The organism is Flavivirga sp. 57AJ16 (assembly GCF_028736925.1).
GTDB lineage: Bacteria > Bacteroidota > Bacteroidia > Flavobacteriales > Flavobacteriaceae > Flavivirga.
Window position 1 is genome coordinate 274,199 of sequence record NZ_JAQZAT010000003.1, and the last position, 18,059, is coordinate 292,257.

An 18,059-nucleotide genomic window follows, 5' to 3' on the forward strand; every position below is an offset into this window, starting at 1 on the left:
TGTTAAAAATTCAAAGAGGGTGTCTAAAAAGTCTTTATAATTTGATTTGTCAGGTTGAGCCTGTCGAAACCGATATTGATTATCAGTAAGTTAAAAATATTTCGACAAGCTCAATATGACATCGAACTTACTTTTTAGACACCCTCTTTTATATAGACTGATATACTATTTTGTCAAGGACGGCAAGAAGCCTATTCGTTTATCCAATATTCTATATATCAATTAAATACCACAATTAAAAAGATGGGAAAAGACTGGTTTTAGCAATTTTATCTGATGAAAAATCAACAGAAAGCTCTTGTCCATAATTGCCTTGAAAATATTCTACACGTATTGGTAAAAGTCCTTTCTTTAAGGTTATTTCAGCACTTTTTTCTTCAAAAGCATGCAATCCATCATTATTAATAAGTAATTGGTTGTTGATATAAAACTTACTTCCATCATCAGAAGCTATATAAAAAGTGTACTTCCCATCCGAAGGAATATTTATGAATCCATTATAAACCAAACCATAATTATTGGAATCATGTTTGATTTTTTTCAAATCAAAATCAGGAACATATCCTTTATCTATTGGGGTAAGATGATTAAAATCAGGCATTTTATTCCAAGCTCCTTTGTACAAACTATAGCTTAATCCTGTCTTTTTATTGAAAAATATTTTTGAAGTAACCGAGCTGCAAGAACCGTTATCCAAAGGGCAAGCAATAGCTTTTACACGCGCAGGAACGCGCACATCAAAAGGTTTTTTGTAAAGCTTAGAGTTACGTGTAGGCACAGAACCATCTGTTGTGTAATATATTTTATCCGTGCCTTTTTGAACAAACTCGACCTTTACTTTGGTATCAGACACCAATTCACTTTCGTTGTTTTTGAATTCAGGTCTTTCAGCAATACTTCCATAAGCTTTAAGTAGCTCGTAATAAGGTTTATAAACTTTATTTGTTTCGCTAATAGATTGAATGGTTAAAAGCACATTGTTCCAACGGTCTCCAAATCCATCAATTTCTTTTTTGATATCTGAAAGGTTGTATTCTAGATTTTGACCAAATTGAGAAAGCGACATGATTTCGAAAGGACTGTATAATCCATCATTCCAATAATTCATTAAACGAAATGCTTCGAATTTTTTCATGTACTTAATTTGTCCTTTTTTACCTGAAAGAAGCTGTTGATCATAATCTGGAAATTGTAACTCTACCGAAACTTTTTTATTAGTTGGGAATTCTGGAACATAAACACGTGTTTCTAAATCATCTCCAACGTAAGACCAATGACCTACTTTGGCATCGGCACTATATGGCATGTTTTCGCCATTCACTGTTACCGTTTTTGGAGGAAAAGAACCGGGGAAACGGAGTTCATATCCTCTCGATGTCAACATTCCTGGAAATGAACCTTCCACAGGTGCAATAACAATGTTCATTGTATTCTTTTCATGTTCTGAAGTTACCGGTGTATAGGTGAAATTTCCCTTTTTAAAATTATTATTATTACCCTCATCTTCATAGAGTTTCAAGGCACCTTTTTTTCCAGGGTAAAAAGAAAGAATAAGAGGATTAAGGGGTTTTTCGTCTGTCCTTTCCACTTTTGTCTGCATTGGAATAATGGCGCCTTCTTTTACAAAAACGGGAATGTCACTTAAAGTAAATGGCATTGCCACTTTTTTACCACCTTCAATGATGCTTCCTGTACTGTATTCATACCATTTCCCTTCTGGAAGCCAGGTTTCTTGTTGTACAGCTACGTTGTTCCCTTCCAAAGGTTTAGTAATTGGATTCACAATCATATCACGGCCAAACATATATTGGTTAGCTATAGAATAGGCATTTTCGTCCTTTGGATAATCGTAATACATTGGGTGTACCGTAGAAACACCAGTTTCATAAGTGTTATGCGCTTCATTATACAAATAAGGCACTAAAGAATATCTTAGTAAATAAGCATCTCGCATAATAAGGAAATTATCGAGTGGATATGCCCATATTCTTCTTTCGTGCTGTGGTGCTGCGGTAGCATGGGTTCTAAATATTGGGCTAAAAATACCCCATTGAATCCATCTTGTATATAGTTCTGCAGTACCTGCATCTCCTTGATGTCCGCCAATATCATGACTCCAATAACCAAACCCTACATTGGCAGCTGTTGAGGTAAAATAAGGTTGATAATTTAAAGATTCCCAAGTTACATGTGTATCTCCAGAAAACCCAATTTGATACCTGTGATTTCCTAATCCGCCCCAGCGATGGAATATAAGCGGACGTACTTTGTTCTGACGTTCCATATCACTATAATGCACATAATTTAAATAAAAGGTTGGGTTAACTCCAGGAATATCTGTACTTCCCCATTGTTGCCAGTCTAACCACCAAAAGTCAACACCAGCTTTTTCAATAGGATGTAACACCAGATTCATATAATTAGTGGCAAACTTTTTATCTGTAATATCAAAAGGGACATATTTTTTTGTAGCTGGATCAATCCCCATGGCTTTTGCCATTTCAGGATATACTTCTTCATAAGGTTGTATTCCAGAAGCTGGATGTAGATTAAGACACGTTTTAAGGTGCTGGTCGTCCGTCCATTTTAAAAACTTTTCTGGAGAAGGAAACAAATTTTTATTCCATGTAAAACCTGTCCACCCTGAATCTTCACCAGCTTGATCTTTTTGTCGCTGTCCATCTTTGAAAAATTCAGGTAATGATTTTACGTGCCAGTCCATATCAATTACAAATACATCAAGAGGAACATCGTGCATTTTGAACTCTCCAACAAGGTCACGAAATTCGGTATCGGAATATTCTCTATATCTTGACCACCAAGAACCAAAAGCAAATCTAGGAGGCATTGCTATTTTACCAGCAATATCCGTGTAGTCTTTTAAGGCCATTTTATAATCTGAATCATAAGCAAATAAGTATAAATCTTGAGATTTATTCTCAGGGCGTGCTTTTACCCAAGCCCAATCTGAGTTATCAAAAATCGGACGTTCGCTATCATCTATTAAGTACCATCCATCACGTGAAATTATACCTTTTTCAAGCTCTTTAGACTCCCCATCGACTCCATCTAAAGTACGTGTTGTACCCATAAGATTGCCATTGTTGGGCATCCCTGGTTTCCATATAGTCGTTTTACCATTAACGGTAAACTCAACACTCAAATTTTTGTCGTTAAACTTACCCGAACCTATTTTATAGTTTAGTTTTACTAAATCGGTAACAATTTGTAATACACCATTAGTTTCTTTTTTAGTAAACGTTGGTACTGTAACGTTTCTATTAACAAAAGTTAATGAAGCATTGTCTACAAACTTGCCGTCTGCGCTCCATTCCATACGGATGACACGTGGAGAGAGCACTGTAAATCTCGTATTCTCAGACAATACCACTGCCAATGGATTTGCTTTAGGGTTATATTCTTGGGCAAATAGAGTTGCCGAAGCAAGTAAAAAAAATGTAATTAAAAATTGTTTTGTTTTCATATTGTGCTTTAATAGTTAATCTTTAAATCTATTCATCAAAAGGAATGCCTTTTTACATTTCAAAGATTTTGTTTGAAGTATTTCTTTTTTTGGTTTATTTCTTTATGAATTTTTGAATTTTTTCAACTCCATTTATTTGAATTTTCAGAAAATAAATGCCCTGGGATAAATTCCCCACATACAAATCGTCTCCATGTTTTTTAGGGGTATTCATTAATCTACCTTGAATATTGTAAATTTGAATATCTGCAGCTGACAAATTAATATCTGAAATAATATGCAAGAGTTGATCGACAGGATTTAATATTATGGTTTTATGTTTCGGTTCTTGATCATGAACACCTAAAGCACTTTGATAAAATTGTGACATTGGTATGACTTCTCTTCCTTGCATAAAATTTGACCATTCCAGCTTGCAATTAGCTGCACTACCGTTTTCATAATATTCTAATTTTAGATTGTATTTTTGACCAGCTGTAAGATAAATTTCACCTGTATATTGGCCTACATCCTCAGTCCATTTATCAATAATCAACTCATCATTTACCCATAATCTTCTACCGTTATTACTGGTCACATAAAACGTATACACGCCACTATACTTTGGTTGTACTAGACCAGACCAACGTACTGAAAATTGATCTTGATAAACACTCCCGTCTGGAGAATTAAATGCCCAGTCAAAATCAATAGTAGTATCTGTTCTGCTAAACACAAGTGTTTCAAAATTCATTCCGTTGAAATAATTTCCCAATAAACCAGTTCCACTGCCAATTGTGGGATTTAAATCTGGCATTAAATCAAGTTTCCAACGTTGTGCATCATTATTATAATCTTCCCACTGTTGTACATTTGTACCTGGTTGTGAGAGATTATTATCAACATCAAGACATTTAGTTGTGCCTTTATGTGTTAGTTTAAAATAACCGTCTGGCATCAACTCAAGTTTCCAGCGTTGCGCATCATTATTAGTATCATCCCATTGTTGTACATTGGCCCCACTATCACTGCTATTATCTTGAACATCTAAAACTTGGTTGGTTCCCTTATGGTTCAACTTATAAAAACCGTCACTTTCAAGTGTAATATACCAACGCTGAGCATTAACATTTCCATTATCTGTCCATTGATGTATATTGGTTCCTGGTGTCGTTCTATCTCGATCTACGCTTAAAACCTGATTGGTGCCTTTATGGGTCAACTTGTATAATCCACCAGAAACAATCGGAATTTCAATTAATTTTAATTCCCATCGTTGCCCATCATCACCATTATCTGTAAATTGGTTTACATTGGTTAAAGGAGTACTACTATTTTGATCTACATTTAAACATTGGTTGGTTCCTTTATGCGTCAATTTAAAATATCCATCTGTCATAGATTCTAATTTCCAACGTTGTTCATCATTCCCATTGTCTGTACTTTGTTGTACATTAATCTCTGGTAAATTATTATTATCAGCTACTTCTAAACATTGATCTGTGCTTTTATGCGTTAATTTATAAAAACCATCTGATTCAAGAGTGATTATCCAGCGCTGTGCATCGGTATCGTTTTCTGTATTTTGGCGAACATTAGCGCCAGACTGAGTGCTATTACCTGCGACCTCCAAATATTGATTAGTGTCTTTGTGCCTTAATTTATAAACACCTCCTGAAACAATCGGACTTACAGGTAAAGATAAACATGAATTATCGGGCACTCTTGGTTGTACCCCATAATTAGTCATATTTACAGGATCAATAAGTCCTGATGCGTTGAAATACATATGATCGATAGCAATTTGTCTTTCTCCACTTGATTCATTTTCATAACGATGATATACAATATAGTACTCATCACAATCGCCCATTTTTATAACAGAGTGATGACCTGGCCCTTTGTCTTCTACATTAGAACTAAGTATAACACCTTGGTAGGTCCAAGGTCCCATTGGAGAATTAGATGTTGAATAACGAACATTATAAGTTTCATTCCCCCAATAACCATTGGAATACATCATATAATAAACACCATTTCTTTTTACCATAAACGGAGCTTCTGTGTAATCTTGCGGAGTTATATCTGTTGGACCTGTAGCCAAAGTAACCATATCGGCATTTAATTTTCGTACTACCATCCTACTTTTCCCTGATCCCCCATAATAAATATAAGCTTCGCCATCATCGTCAATAAAAACATTAGCATCAATAATATCATCCGTATATGGATCTACTCCTATAAGTGGTTCGCCTATATCTTCAAAAGGACCAGTAGGTGTATCACCCACAGCCACACCTATTTTGGTTTCTGCAGTATAATAGAAATAGTATTTATTATTTCGAAAAACTACAGCTGGTGCCCAGCCGTTATATTGTGCCCAAGGACTATCGGGAAAAAGATCAAAAATAAGTCCTTCATCCTGCCAGTTTGTCAAATCATTAGAGGAATAAGCATGAAACTGAGTCCCATAAATAGCTGTAGTATAAATGTAATATTTATTATTAAAGTAATGAATTTCCGGGTCTGCTCCTGTAAATAAAGGATTCCCTGTTAATTGGGCTTGCATGGAGTTTCCAAATCCAATAAGCAAACATAGTAATAAGATGTATTTTGTTTTGTTTTTCATAGTAGATCTTTTAAGTAGTTAACATGCTTTTATTTATCAATGCTAAATCGTTTGCCAGTTAAGATGGCATCTTGTTGTACGTCTTCCAGTATATCTATAAAAGCATCTAATTCGTTTTGTTTTTAATTTCCTAAAACATTCAGATTTGAAAGCTGAATTTTATCAATATCAGGCAACCAGCCTGTTGCATTCGAAACACGTATTGTATTATAACCTTCATTTAAAGCGACATTCAATGTCACATCCTTTAGTGCACTAAATGAGCCCGAGTTTAAATTTGTAAGCACTGTATCTACACCGTTTACAATAATTGTAGCGTCCCTGTCTTGACCACTTAAATATGACATCGTAAGCATATAGTTGCCTGCTACCGGTGTAAAAACATCTCGAAACTCAATATAGTTGTCTAGACCATTACCTAACCAACCTGCTTTTGCCCGCCCAGAACAAGTGCCGTCATTAATAGCACGGCCTTGATCGGGAATGAGTTCTTCTGCCTGATTTGGGTATGTACTGGATTGATATACATTAAAATTATTAATCCAGGCATACTCTGCTTCAAAAACGTCTTGTAACTTAGCGCCACTTCCTACAACTTTTAATACCACGACACCATGTGAAGGAACAGTAGTCGTATACATAGTGTCTTGACTACCCAGATTGGTGTGCGCCCATAGGTCACGAACGGTAGCTGGACCAACCAAATTGAGATCTGACCACTTGACAGATATAGAGGCCGCCTTATCGCTTCTATTAAAAAGAAGAACAGCTCGCTCTTTACTTTGTTTTCCATTAATATTTTTTGCCCATACCTGCAAACCTGCACCATCATCAGAAACACGATGTGCCTGACCGCCTGTAACATCTTGATTTATGGCAATCAACTCTAAATTTGTTAATATTTCTTTGGTCGATGCGGTCATTGTTGTTAAGTTATTACCTAAAAGCAGTGGAGAAGACATAATACACCACAAGCTAAAATGACTTTTATCTTCTTCGGCTGTCAATCCTCTTCCTACTTGTAGCATATCCATATCATTATAATGGCCTGGACTGGAGTAAGCAGCCAGAAATGCATTTTTATCAAAATTATGAACAACGCTATTCCAATTTGCTCCAATGTCATCTGAAACCCTCCAAGAGTCTGCTACAGATGTAACCCAAGCTCCTGGAAATCTCCATCTGCAAACATTAAAGTTAATGTCTGTTCTACCTGTATTGTCAATAGCCTGTTTAATTGCAGTGTAGCGCGTTTTCTCATCCAGCTTTAGTGCTTTCCCTCCACAATAATCCACTTTCAGGAAATCATATCCCCATGTTTTGAATATTAAATCAACATCTTGTTGGTCGTGATTATACAAACCAACACCAACGCCTCCTGTCTGCCCATCATACATAGAGCCACAGGTATCTGAGCCTGCTTCTGAATAAAATCCAGCTTTTAGCCCTTTGCTATGTATATAGTCTGCTAAAAATTTCATCCCACTTGGAAATTTAACAGCGTCTATTCGTAAGGAACCATCTGCATTACGACCATCAAAAAAACCATCGTCAATGTTTATGTATTTGTACCCAGCATCAATCAATCCAGATGATACCATAGCATCGGCTTGTCCTTTAATTATAGATTCATTAATGTTCGCTCGAAATTCATTCCAACTTGCCCATCCCATGATTGGTGGCTTTATAGTTTGAGCTGAAACTATTAAAACATTTAATCCAAAGAATAATGGTATAATTAATCTATGCGTCCCAAGTAGTCTTGCTTTTGTATTAATAAAAATTAGTTTCATAATTAAATCGTTTAAGTATAGAGAGTATTGAAAAATTCGCATTGTTTATCAAGTGTTACTTATTCCTTTATAAATTTTTTTACAATTTGTTTTCCTTTTATGTTTGCGATGATAAAATAAACACCTGTATTTAATTTAGAAACATCAACACTATTATTGTTACTTACTTCTTGTTCTAAAACCAAGCTTCCTGTTGGAGAAAAAATACTAACTTTAGTTACTTCAATTTCTGTAGAAAAAAAAAGAGTGTTCCCTACTGGATTTGGGTAGAGAAAAAAAATTTCTTTTGTTGAACTAGTTAACCCCAAGTTTTTAGTGATGTTTTGAAAAACTATTTTGTTCGTTTCAAGGTTAACCGTTACTTTGTATATTCCTGTTTCTTCAGCTTTCACTTTCCATTTATTATCGGGAGCAGTACATCCATCTGCTTTTACAAATTCAGTATCCGATAGTGATTGGTCGGCTACCGATGCAGTCAACCATACATCGTCACAGAAGCCACCTGAACCAGAATGGAATTTGAATTTACCTTCAGTAGTACCATTAGTGGCAGATAATATGCCTATCCAGGTAAAGAGGTTTAAGTTATCAAAAGATTGTTCCATCAATAATCCTTTGGTGTCCCAACCGATAGATGTGGCATCGCCTACAATAGCCAAGGACTCTAATATTACTTTTTGGATATTTATTTGCTTTGTTACAACATCAACTGTTATCTTATAAGTACCTGTTTCGCCAGGTTGTACTTTCCATTTATTATCTGCAATAGTACATCCGTTTTCTATTGTAAGAGTCTTGTCAGATATTGATTGGTCTGGAACAGTTGCATATAACCAAATGTCGTCGCAGAGACCATTGTTGCCTGAATGAAATTTAAAACTTCCATTCTCGGTCAATACCCCTGTCCATGTGAAAACACTATTGTTGTCATCCGATTGTTGCATCAAAAGTCCTTTTGGATCCCAGCCAATGGTTGTCGCATCTCCAACTATTGCCAAAGTGGTGATTATTTTTTCTATTTTGATTTTTTTAGCATCAACATCTACAATGATTTTATAGGTGCCTTTTTCGTCTGATTGAACTTTCCATTTATTATCAGGATCGGTGCAAGTATCTGTCACAAATGATATTTCAGATAAAGCTTGATCAGCTACAGTAGAATGCAACCACATTCCGTCGCACCAACCGCTACCACCACCCGCATGAATTTTAAATTTTCCTTCGGTAGTACCGTCACTTGGTGTTAATGTTCCTGTCCATGTATAAATGTTGGCTTGATCTGCAGATTGTTGCATGGGCAACCCTTTTGCATCCCAACCAATAGTTGTAGCATCTCCCACTATGGCCAAAGCACTAGGGAGTTTCTCTATGTTTATGGAATTCGTTTCAAGATTGATAATTATTTTGTAGGTTCCTGTTTCTCCTGTCGGTACTTTCCATTTGTTATCAGGAACTGAACATCCATTTGCTTTTACAAAGCTAGTACCCGACAAAAACTGGTCTGCAGTAGTTGCATATAACCATACATCATCACAGAAGCCACCTGAACCAGAATGAAATTTGAATTTTCCTTCAGTGCTCCCGTTGCTAGTAGCTAGTGTTCCCATCCATGTGAAAACATTCAAATTATCGATGGATTGTTGCATCTGTAATCCTTTTGAATCCCATCCTATTTCGGTTGCATCTCCAACTATTACTAATGAATTAAGTACTGGTGTTTTTTGAATTGTATATTTTAATGTTACTTGATCAAATGTTATACTATAGTTGTCGGTTGTAGGCACTTTAAAAGAAATAGTAGCATGACCATCAGTAGTCTCTATGGCAGTTCCCGTTAATCCTGCTGCATCTCCCCATTCCAATCCCGGTAGATCTTTGCTTTGTATAAACTTGAATGTATAGGTTTGACCTCCAGTCAAATTTAACGAATCAAGCTTCCATTTCTTTACCCCAACATTTATCATTGGAGCTGCATCTGCATTAAAACTTCCTTTAATAAACATTGAGTTTACCATACTCAAATCAATGTTTGGTTTATTATCTTTTATAATTGGTATATAACGAACCATACTTGTTGACCAAGCTGAAAATACAATGCCGTTATCAGTAACATATCCAATTCTACTTGTACGATTCATGTTTTTGCTCCCTCCAATTTGGTTGATAACTACTTTTAATGAATCTGCATTGTGTTTCGTCACATAGATTCCATGCGTCGCGTAATCATTAGTTTTGTAACCAAATCCATCGCCGTCATCATGATACAATTCACCTGCTGCTGTTCCGTCTTCTAGTGGGTTTATCAGATAAGTGATTTTATCACTTTTATAATCGACCGTGCTTTGAATTACTTCTCCAACAGGAATAACGGCCCCTGGTCTTACAAACAGTAGTGATTGATACCTATCGTCTTCTGTACTTTCAAGTGTTATTTTGTTCCAATTACCTTTTGGCAAATTAGGATTTTTAGCCCATCTTGGAACGACCAACAAATCTTTTCCAAGCATAAAAGCTTGTTGTTCATTTCTTAAATTCAAGTCTGTATTGTCAGCAAAGAAAACAGGTCGCATCAAAGGCATCCCTGTTTCTGAGGCTTCTCGCAATAGGGTATACATATAAGGCAAAAGGCGATAACGACGATTGATTGCTGTGCGGGAAACATTTTCAATTTGAGTTCCAAAAGCCCAAGGTTCTTGAGGTAATGATCCTGAAATGGTATGATTTCTTGAAAAAGGATAATAAGCACCAATAGCCATCCAATGCCCTAACAGGTCTGCTGTGCAATTACCCGTAAAACCACCTATGTCCGGCCCAGAAATAGGCTGACCAGAAAGTCCTAATGTAATAGACATTGGAATAGACAGCTTTAAATGTTCCCAAGTAGATGAGTTGTCTCCTGTCCAAGTTGCGGCATATTGTTGCCCCCCAAGGAAATTAGATCGGGATAAAACAAACGGACGTTTAGAAGGGTTAGCTGCCAATATACCTTCTCGGCTCGCTTTTACCATTAAATAACCATATACATTGTGATAACGCAAATGGGGACCTGCTGGTAAATCTCCTCCTCCAGAATGAAGAGCATTTTCTGGTAGAGTCTTATTTGGTGTATTAAACACTGACGGTTCGTTCATATCATTCCAAACTCCGTCCATACCTGTTGCCATAAAATTTTTGTACAATCCACTCCACCATGTTCTTGTTTGTGGTCGAGTAAAGTCAGGAAATGAAACAACAGGAGGCCAAACTTGACCATTGAATTCTGATCCATCTGCATTTTTTATCCAATGATTTCCATCTGTTCCCTGATCGTACACAAAATAACCAGGTTCCGTTTTTACGCCTGGATCGATCATGTAAACTGCTTTGAAGTTTTTACTGTGCAAATAGTCATTCAGTCCTTTTGGATCACTAAATTCAACAGGATTAAAAGTAAATACTTTGTATTTGTCCATATAGTCAATATCCATCCAAATGACATCACATGGGATTTTTCTATTTCTAAATTCATCTGCTATACTCTTTACCTTGGTGTCTGGTGTATATGAAAATCGACTCTGCTGAAATCCGAGTGTCCACAATGCAGGTAGTTCTATTTTCCCTGTTAAATCAGTTAAAACTTTCAGTAATTCTTGCGGACTATCTCTTTCAATCACAATGACTCTAAATCCAGGCCCATCAGAAGTGATTGTTATTGGATTTATTATTTCGAAAGATTGTTTCCAAGTATTATCAGCGATAATCCCGAAAGCAGTACCATTAGGACGAACACCCATAATCCATGGATGCGATTGATAAAGTCGTTTGCCATTATCAACCCCAAATGCTGGATTGTCTGTATTCCATAATGTTACCTCGGTGCCATTACGCCTTAAAGCACCTGAAACTTCTCCATTACCATAAAAATCAATACTTCCTGTATAGGGAATCCTTACTACATTTTTTCCATTTTCAATACTAAACTCAGGCTTTACAGACCATGTTGAAGGAACTGTTCCTACTGTATTTAAATCATTTTTGAAAATAAAAGAAGGTGAATTTTCTGCGAAATCAAAATTGCTAGGATAAAAAGCTACTATATTATCACCAACCAAATTGGAAGTTTGTCCCAAAGATATGAACGCATTTAGTGTTAGTATTGAAGCTAATAGAAAAAGTTTAAAACCTTTTTTCATAATTAAAAATTTATTTCTTTACGATTTTATTTACTATTTGTTTTCCTTCTTTATTTGCAATAATGATATAGATACCCGTTTTTAAATTGGAAACATCAAGACTGTTTTTGGGGTCTACTTTTTGATTCATTAGCAAACTTCCTGTTAGAGAAAAAACACTAATATTTGCTCCTTCCATTTCTGTGCTAAAGTAAAGTGTGTTTTCTACCGGATTTGGAATTATCTTTTTAGAAGATGCTATTCCATCATTTTGATTTTTAGTACTCAACGCCTCTAAGGTTATTAATTTCCATTGTCCACTACCTTGGCTATTCACATCTTCCCATTGCTGTACATTTGCACCATTGGTAGTACTAAAACCAGAAACCTCAACTAATTTCCCGCTTACTCTAGGTATAATTTTGTAATATCCATCACCTGTTGATACCAGTACAAACTGTTGGTTTGGAGCTCCACTGTAATCAGATTGACTTACATTAACGCCATTATCTGAGTTATAGTCCTCAATGGTTATTGCCTTATTGCTGTGTTTTGCAATAATTTTATACAAACCATCCCCTAGATGGGTAAAAATAAATTTTTGATTATCGCCTGCGCCAATCATGTCTTGTACTATATTGCCTCCATCAGATTGACTAGAACCTAAGACAGCCATATTTAAATTACTATGTTTATTTTGTAAATTATAGACTACGCTTCCCAAAGTAGTGTCACCATTGGCACGAACACGTAAGGAACTTGTTTTGTTATTCCAATCGATAAGCCCATCATTATCTGAAGTGAAATCTTTTGAGTTTCCTGTAAAATTATCGCCATCATATAGTGTCACTTTAAATCCTTTTGAGATTTTTAAAGAGCTAATATCATTATCTAACACCCCTTTTTCTTGCAATTGCGATAGTATATAATCACCAAGATCCAAAGCAACATTATATCCAGTATAATTTTCTTCTTGAAAAACATTCATCACAGTCGTATCTACAGGAATAGGCCCTTCAATCGGATCATTGTTATCTACAATTTTTATAGAAGAAATTCGATCATTCCAATCATCAAGCCAAGCCGAATTTGCTGTAAATATTTTAGAAGCTCCTGTAAAATTATCATTTTCGTAAACGGTAACTTCATAGCCTTGAGGAATAGTCAATGAAGTGATAAAGTTATCAGGAGTTCCTCTCGACAAAAGCTGTGCTGATGTATAGTCACCAGCAGATAGTTGTGAATAAAATCCAGCATAATTAATATCTTGATAAATATGCACCTTGTTTAAACTAGCAACCGATTCAAATAAATGAAGGCTCGCTGTTTGAGTCGACAAATCTATCGATCCCGTTGGTAATTTTTTCCAATCAGAGTTGGTCAAAAAATTTGACTTATTTACGGCATGGCTCCATACATAATCGGCTGTATAATTAATTGTTTGTAAGTAATGTTCTTTTTTGGCTTGAGGTAAATTGGCAATACGAACAAACTCAATAAACCATTTTGCAAAAATCCCCTTAAATAAACCACCATCCCCTTGTCCTGTTTCATTTAAGTAAAAAGCTCCGCCACCGTTCCTTTTAAAGTTCATCATAAAATCACTGGCCTTGATACCATCATCGATATAAGACTGTTCTCCTGTAACAAGGTTGAGTTCCAAACATGCGGCGATAAACATACCTGAGTTATAAGAGAATAGCCAATCAGGATCAAAATTAGTTGGACTGTCCCAAATACCCCCATCTGAATTAAATACATTTGTCTTCATCCAGGCATAGATATCTTTTGCCATTTGCAAGTTGGCATTATCTCCTTCCAATTGATATAATTTAACAGCAATAACAATAGCGGGACTGTTGGCTATAGAGTTTTTACAAGGCGTAGTACAACCTTTTCTCCATGACATGGCACCATCTGTATACCCTGTTTTAATTTCAGTCCACATTTGATGTACCGCATCTAGAAACTCTGAATCTTTGGTAGCATTATAGCAATTGAAACTTGCTAAACACAGCCACTCCAAGTCATCATAATAATCGTTGTGATACGTCCCTACACCATAGTTGTTGTAGTTTCGAATTCCAGCTATAATATTTTTCATTCGATCTACATAGATAGTATTACGAGTCCTTTGATACGCATCTGCCAATGTTTCAAGAGTATGTGCCTGTGTCCAATAACCATAACCGTACGGGTTATTGTCCGAAGCGCTATTATGTTTATAATAACTTCCATCAGAAGACATAAAGATAGTATTAGTACCATCCTGTATATTTTCTGCTCTTTGATCTGCTGTTTGTGCAGATGCAAATAAAATATTTAGTACAAAGAATAATATCATAATTAATTTATTCGTCGTACGTAATTTTGGTCTTACTTTAATTAAAATTAGTTCCATAAATTAAATCGTTTAGATAAAGGAACCTTTGAAAGATTCTCATTGTTTATTCTTTTATAACTTTTATTGTGAAATTTTCATGGTTTTTGTTTGCTATAACAAAATAAATCCCTGTGCTTAATTTCGACATATCAACACTATTGTTGCTATCTACTTTTTGTTCTAAAACCAATATTCCTGTTGGAGAGAAAACACGAACATTAGCCCCAGATATATCAGTATTAAAGAAAAAGGATTTGATTACAGGATTAGGAAATAACTTTACTTTTTGCTTATTAATTTCATCCTGTAAAGAAAGGGATTCATCTAAAGAAATTATTTTATCTTCTAAAACAGAGGACTCATCTAGATGAATATAAATTATCTCATTATCAACCCACCAACCTTCTCCTGAATTGGGTTCAATGTTATTCAAAACGTTATTGTTTAAAAAAATCTTAGTAGGGGTTGTTGCATTATACAATACAATATCATAACTACGATTTTGAACCGATCCAACATAATTGCCTTGTTGGGCTCCTATTGTAAGTTTCTTTTGTGAATTATTATAATTAATATTTGTCAGAGCAAACTGATTGACTTTGTAATTTAAATTATCTCCTTCATCTTCATAAAGTGTAAAATCGCCATCAGCACCAGCATATACTTTTAAAGTAAGCTCATTATCTACTTTTTGCCTAACAAAGTCAGAATATGATTTTAGAGGAATAATTCCACCAGCTTTAACAAATACAGGCATTGTACTATAGTTAGCTGATATCGTTTTAGTAGTAGGACCAGTTATAATTTCGTTTGTAAAAAAATGAGTCCATTTACCTTCAGGAAACCAAACCTCTGTAGAGGCGACTTCTCCTGCTGTAACAATGGGTGAAACCAATATATGTTCTCCATAAAAATATTGTTTATCAAACGCGTATGCTTGAGGCATTTCAGGATAATAAAAATACATCCCTCTCACTATAGGTAAACCACCTGTAGAAGACTCGTAGGCTAAGGAATAAGTATAAGGTACTAATGCATGACGCAAGCGAATAAAGTCTTTTGCTTGTTCTTCTACATTAGGATACTGCCAGGGCAAACGATAACTATCATCATGGTCATCAGAATGTAAACGGAAAATAGGTTGAAATGTTCCAAATTGTAACCAACGTATATATTTGTCGTCAGTTAATGTTCTACCTTTAAAACTTCCAATGTCATGTGATATATAAGGTATGCCTAAGTTTCCTTCAGAAATTGTAAAGGTTGAAGCAAATTTAAGTAGATTCCATTCATCAAATGTATCTCCTGTAAAATGAAGTGAATAACGATGGTCGGACCATGCCATATCTGGTACGCCGCTATCTCCATAACCATTAAAGCCGTTGCCAATACGCGAGAAAGCAAAACCTCTCATCCCACGAGCGGTCCTATTTTGTGTATAAAGATGACTCAACCAAGCTTCTTGAGGCAATCCTTTAACTTCCATACTGATTTCCCCATCGACCCAATCCAACCACCAAAAATCAATTCCTTGTTCATTAAACGATTTATGCAAATCAAAATATGCCTTTGCATGGTTTTTATTGCTAAAGTCAAAATGATATCTACCATTACCAGTTAGTCCGCCTGCTGTAGCATTTGCTAGCCCAAACATGGGATCATCATTTTGAATTGAAGGATGTATATTAAGGCCGATAGCAAGACCTTCTTGTTGTCCCCAATTAATAAAACTTTGTGGGTCTGGAAATAAGCTACCATTCCAACTCCAACCATTCCATTGGTGAGGAGATTTCCAATCTGTATCGACAACCAAAGCGTCTAAAGGAACTTTCTCCGCACGAAATTTAGGTAATAAAGTGGTTTCATAAAAGGAACTAGTATAGGGTTCGTATTTAGAATACCAAACGCCAAAAGCCCATTTAGGCAACAATGGAGGATTTCCCGTTATTTTGTAAAAATCCTTTAAAGCTGTTTGATAATCTGTCCCATATCCAAAAAAGTATCCATCTTGAGATCCTCCTGGATGAAATGATCTATTAGAAACCCATCCATCAGGGTCTATCAACGCTGTTTTACTATCATCAATTAAATACCATCCATCCTGACTCATAAGTCCATCCCATAAAGGGATTTCACCGCCTTTTACATCAAGCGAACGTGCGCCTCCTCCCAAATTAGTTTTTTGTGTTATGGGTTGGGGGCTTGGCAATGGATCACCTATGGCACTTACTGCTAGCCAATCTACATTTACATTATAGGTGTCTCCAGGATCACATGAAATTTTAACGGTGTTAATTCCCGTATTAAATGAAACATCTTTTTGAAAAACCGCCCAAGTGTCCCAATTAGCGGTTTTTGGTAACGATATTTGAGTTTTAACGCCGTTGACATATAAACTTATGGTACGTGTAACGTGTTGACCATCTCCACCCTGACCATTCGCATATCGTAATGAAATAGTATAGTTCCCTGAAGATAATTCATTATTAATACCCCAAATTATACTTGAACCTAATTTATCAAGACCTGCAATGAAACCAGATCCTGAATAATCATTATGGTCTGTAGATTTAGTTGATCCTAATAAGGTTGTATTTTCAGCCTCGCAAATTTCTTTAAATTTAGAAACAGGATTCAATTCCAACCAGTCAACATTTATGTTATAGCTGTCATTTGTTTCGCAAACAATTTTAACCACATGATGACCTTCTGTTAATGAAATATTTTTTCTAAAAACATGCCATGAATCCCAATTCGCTGTTTGTGCTAAAGTAATTTGAGTTTTTACGTTATCAATATACAAACTGATAGTCCGATCATTACCCATCCCGTTGGCATATTTTATGGATAAAGCATAATCTCTTACCGATTTAGTGTTCAAATTCCATTCCATTCCTGCTCCAATAGTGGTAAGCCCTGCTACAAATCCTGGACCTGTATTACCACTATGATCAGTAGCCTGATGTGCGCCTCCAAAAAGAGAGGTGTTTTCGGCTTCGATTTTGTATCCAGAAACATTTAAAGGCCATGGTTTGGCTTCTACAGATTGGCCTTTGACATTTAGGTTGATTATGAGATTAGATGGATCAAAACTTCCAGAATTTTGCTTGTAGCGCAAAAAAAGTTTTTCTGTTTGAATCTCAAGCCAACCATTATTAACTTGAGAAGTATAAGCGGGAACTGGTAAATCAAGATTGGTAATATTGAAACTTTTTTTCGTTTCAAAAATCCCATCCCCAGAATATTCCGTTCTAATTAAAATGGGGCTTAACACTGTAAATTTGGCGTTGCCATCAATCACAACACTTTGTTGAGCATTAATTGAATTAAAAAGAGATATACAAAATAAACTTGTAATTATAATTCTATTCATGTTGCATCTATTATACGTTAATAGTGTTTTCTTTACTTTTTAATGATTTATTAATCAAAATACAATATATAAGCAGTTGATTGAGAACCAACAGTACTCAAAAATCATATCAGAGAAATAATTAAAAAAGAGATATTAGCATAGCTTTTTAACTAACATAACGTTCATATATATGGGAAGCTACGTGTTTTGTGAGCGAGGATTTTCCGAAGAGAAATCAGAAGCTAACAAACGGGCAACTAACTTTGGTTTAGCTAAAACTAGAGA

6 protein-coding genes are annotated in these 18,059 nt (G+C 35.5%); all 6 read right to left on the minus strand.

The features are described from left to right. Positions 1-235: 235 nt before the first annotated feature. The gene (locus PQO00_RS05165) at positions 236-3,484 is read right to left on the minus strand and encodes a TIM-barrel domain-containing protein (RefSeq protein WP_274183756.1); all 3,249 of its coding nucleotides are present in this window, start codon (positions 3,482-3,484) and stop codon (positions 236-238) included. Between the two features lie 94 nt (positions 3,485-3,578). Beyond that, positions 3,579-6,092: an RICIN domain-containing protein gene (locus PQO00_RS05170; RefSeq protein ID WP_274183757.1), complete on the minus strand. Its 2,514-nt coding sequence runs from the start codon at positions 6,090-6,092 to the stop codon at positions 3,579-3,581. Positions 6,093-6,214: 122 nt separating this feature from the next. Continuing rightward, complete coding sequence (locus PQO00_RS05175; protein WP_274183758.1) at positions 6,215-7,885, minus strand: alpha-galactosidase; 1,671 nt, start codon at positions 7,883-7,885, stop codon at positions 6,215-6,217. Between the two features lie 59 nt (positions 7,886-7,944). Next, positions 7,945-12,057: a TIM-barrel domain-containing protein gene (locus PQO00_RS05180; RefSeq protein WP_274183759.1), complete on the minus strand. Its 4,113-nt coding sequence runs from the start codon at positions 12,055-12,057 to the stop codon at positions 7,945-7,947. A gap of 10 nt (positions 12,058-12,067) precedes the next feature. Then, positions 12,068-14,437: an RICIN domain-containing protein gene (locus tag PQO00_RS05185; RefSeq protein WP_274183760.1), complete on the minus strand. Its 2,370-nt coding sequence runs from the start codon at positions 14,435-14,437 to the stop codon at positions 12,068-12,070. A gap of 46 nt (positions 14,438-14,483) precedes the next feature. Further along, positions 14,484-17,792, minus strand: coding sequence for a TIM-barrel domain-containing protein (locus PQO00_RS05190; RefSeq protein ID WP_274183761.1), 3,309 nt, complete (start codon positions 17,790-17,792; stop codon positions 14,484-14,486). Positions 17,793-18,059 lie beyond the last annotated feature (267 nt).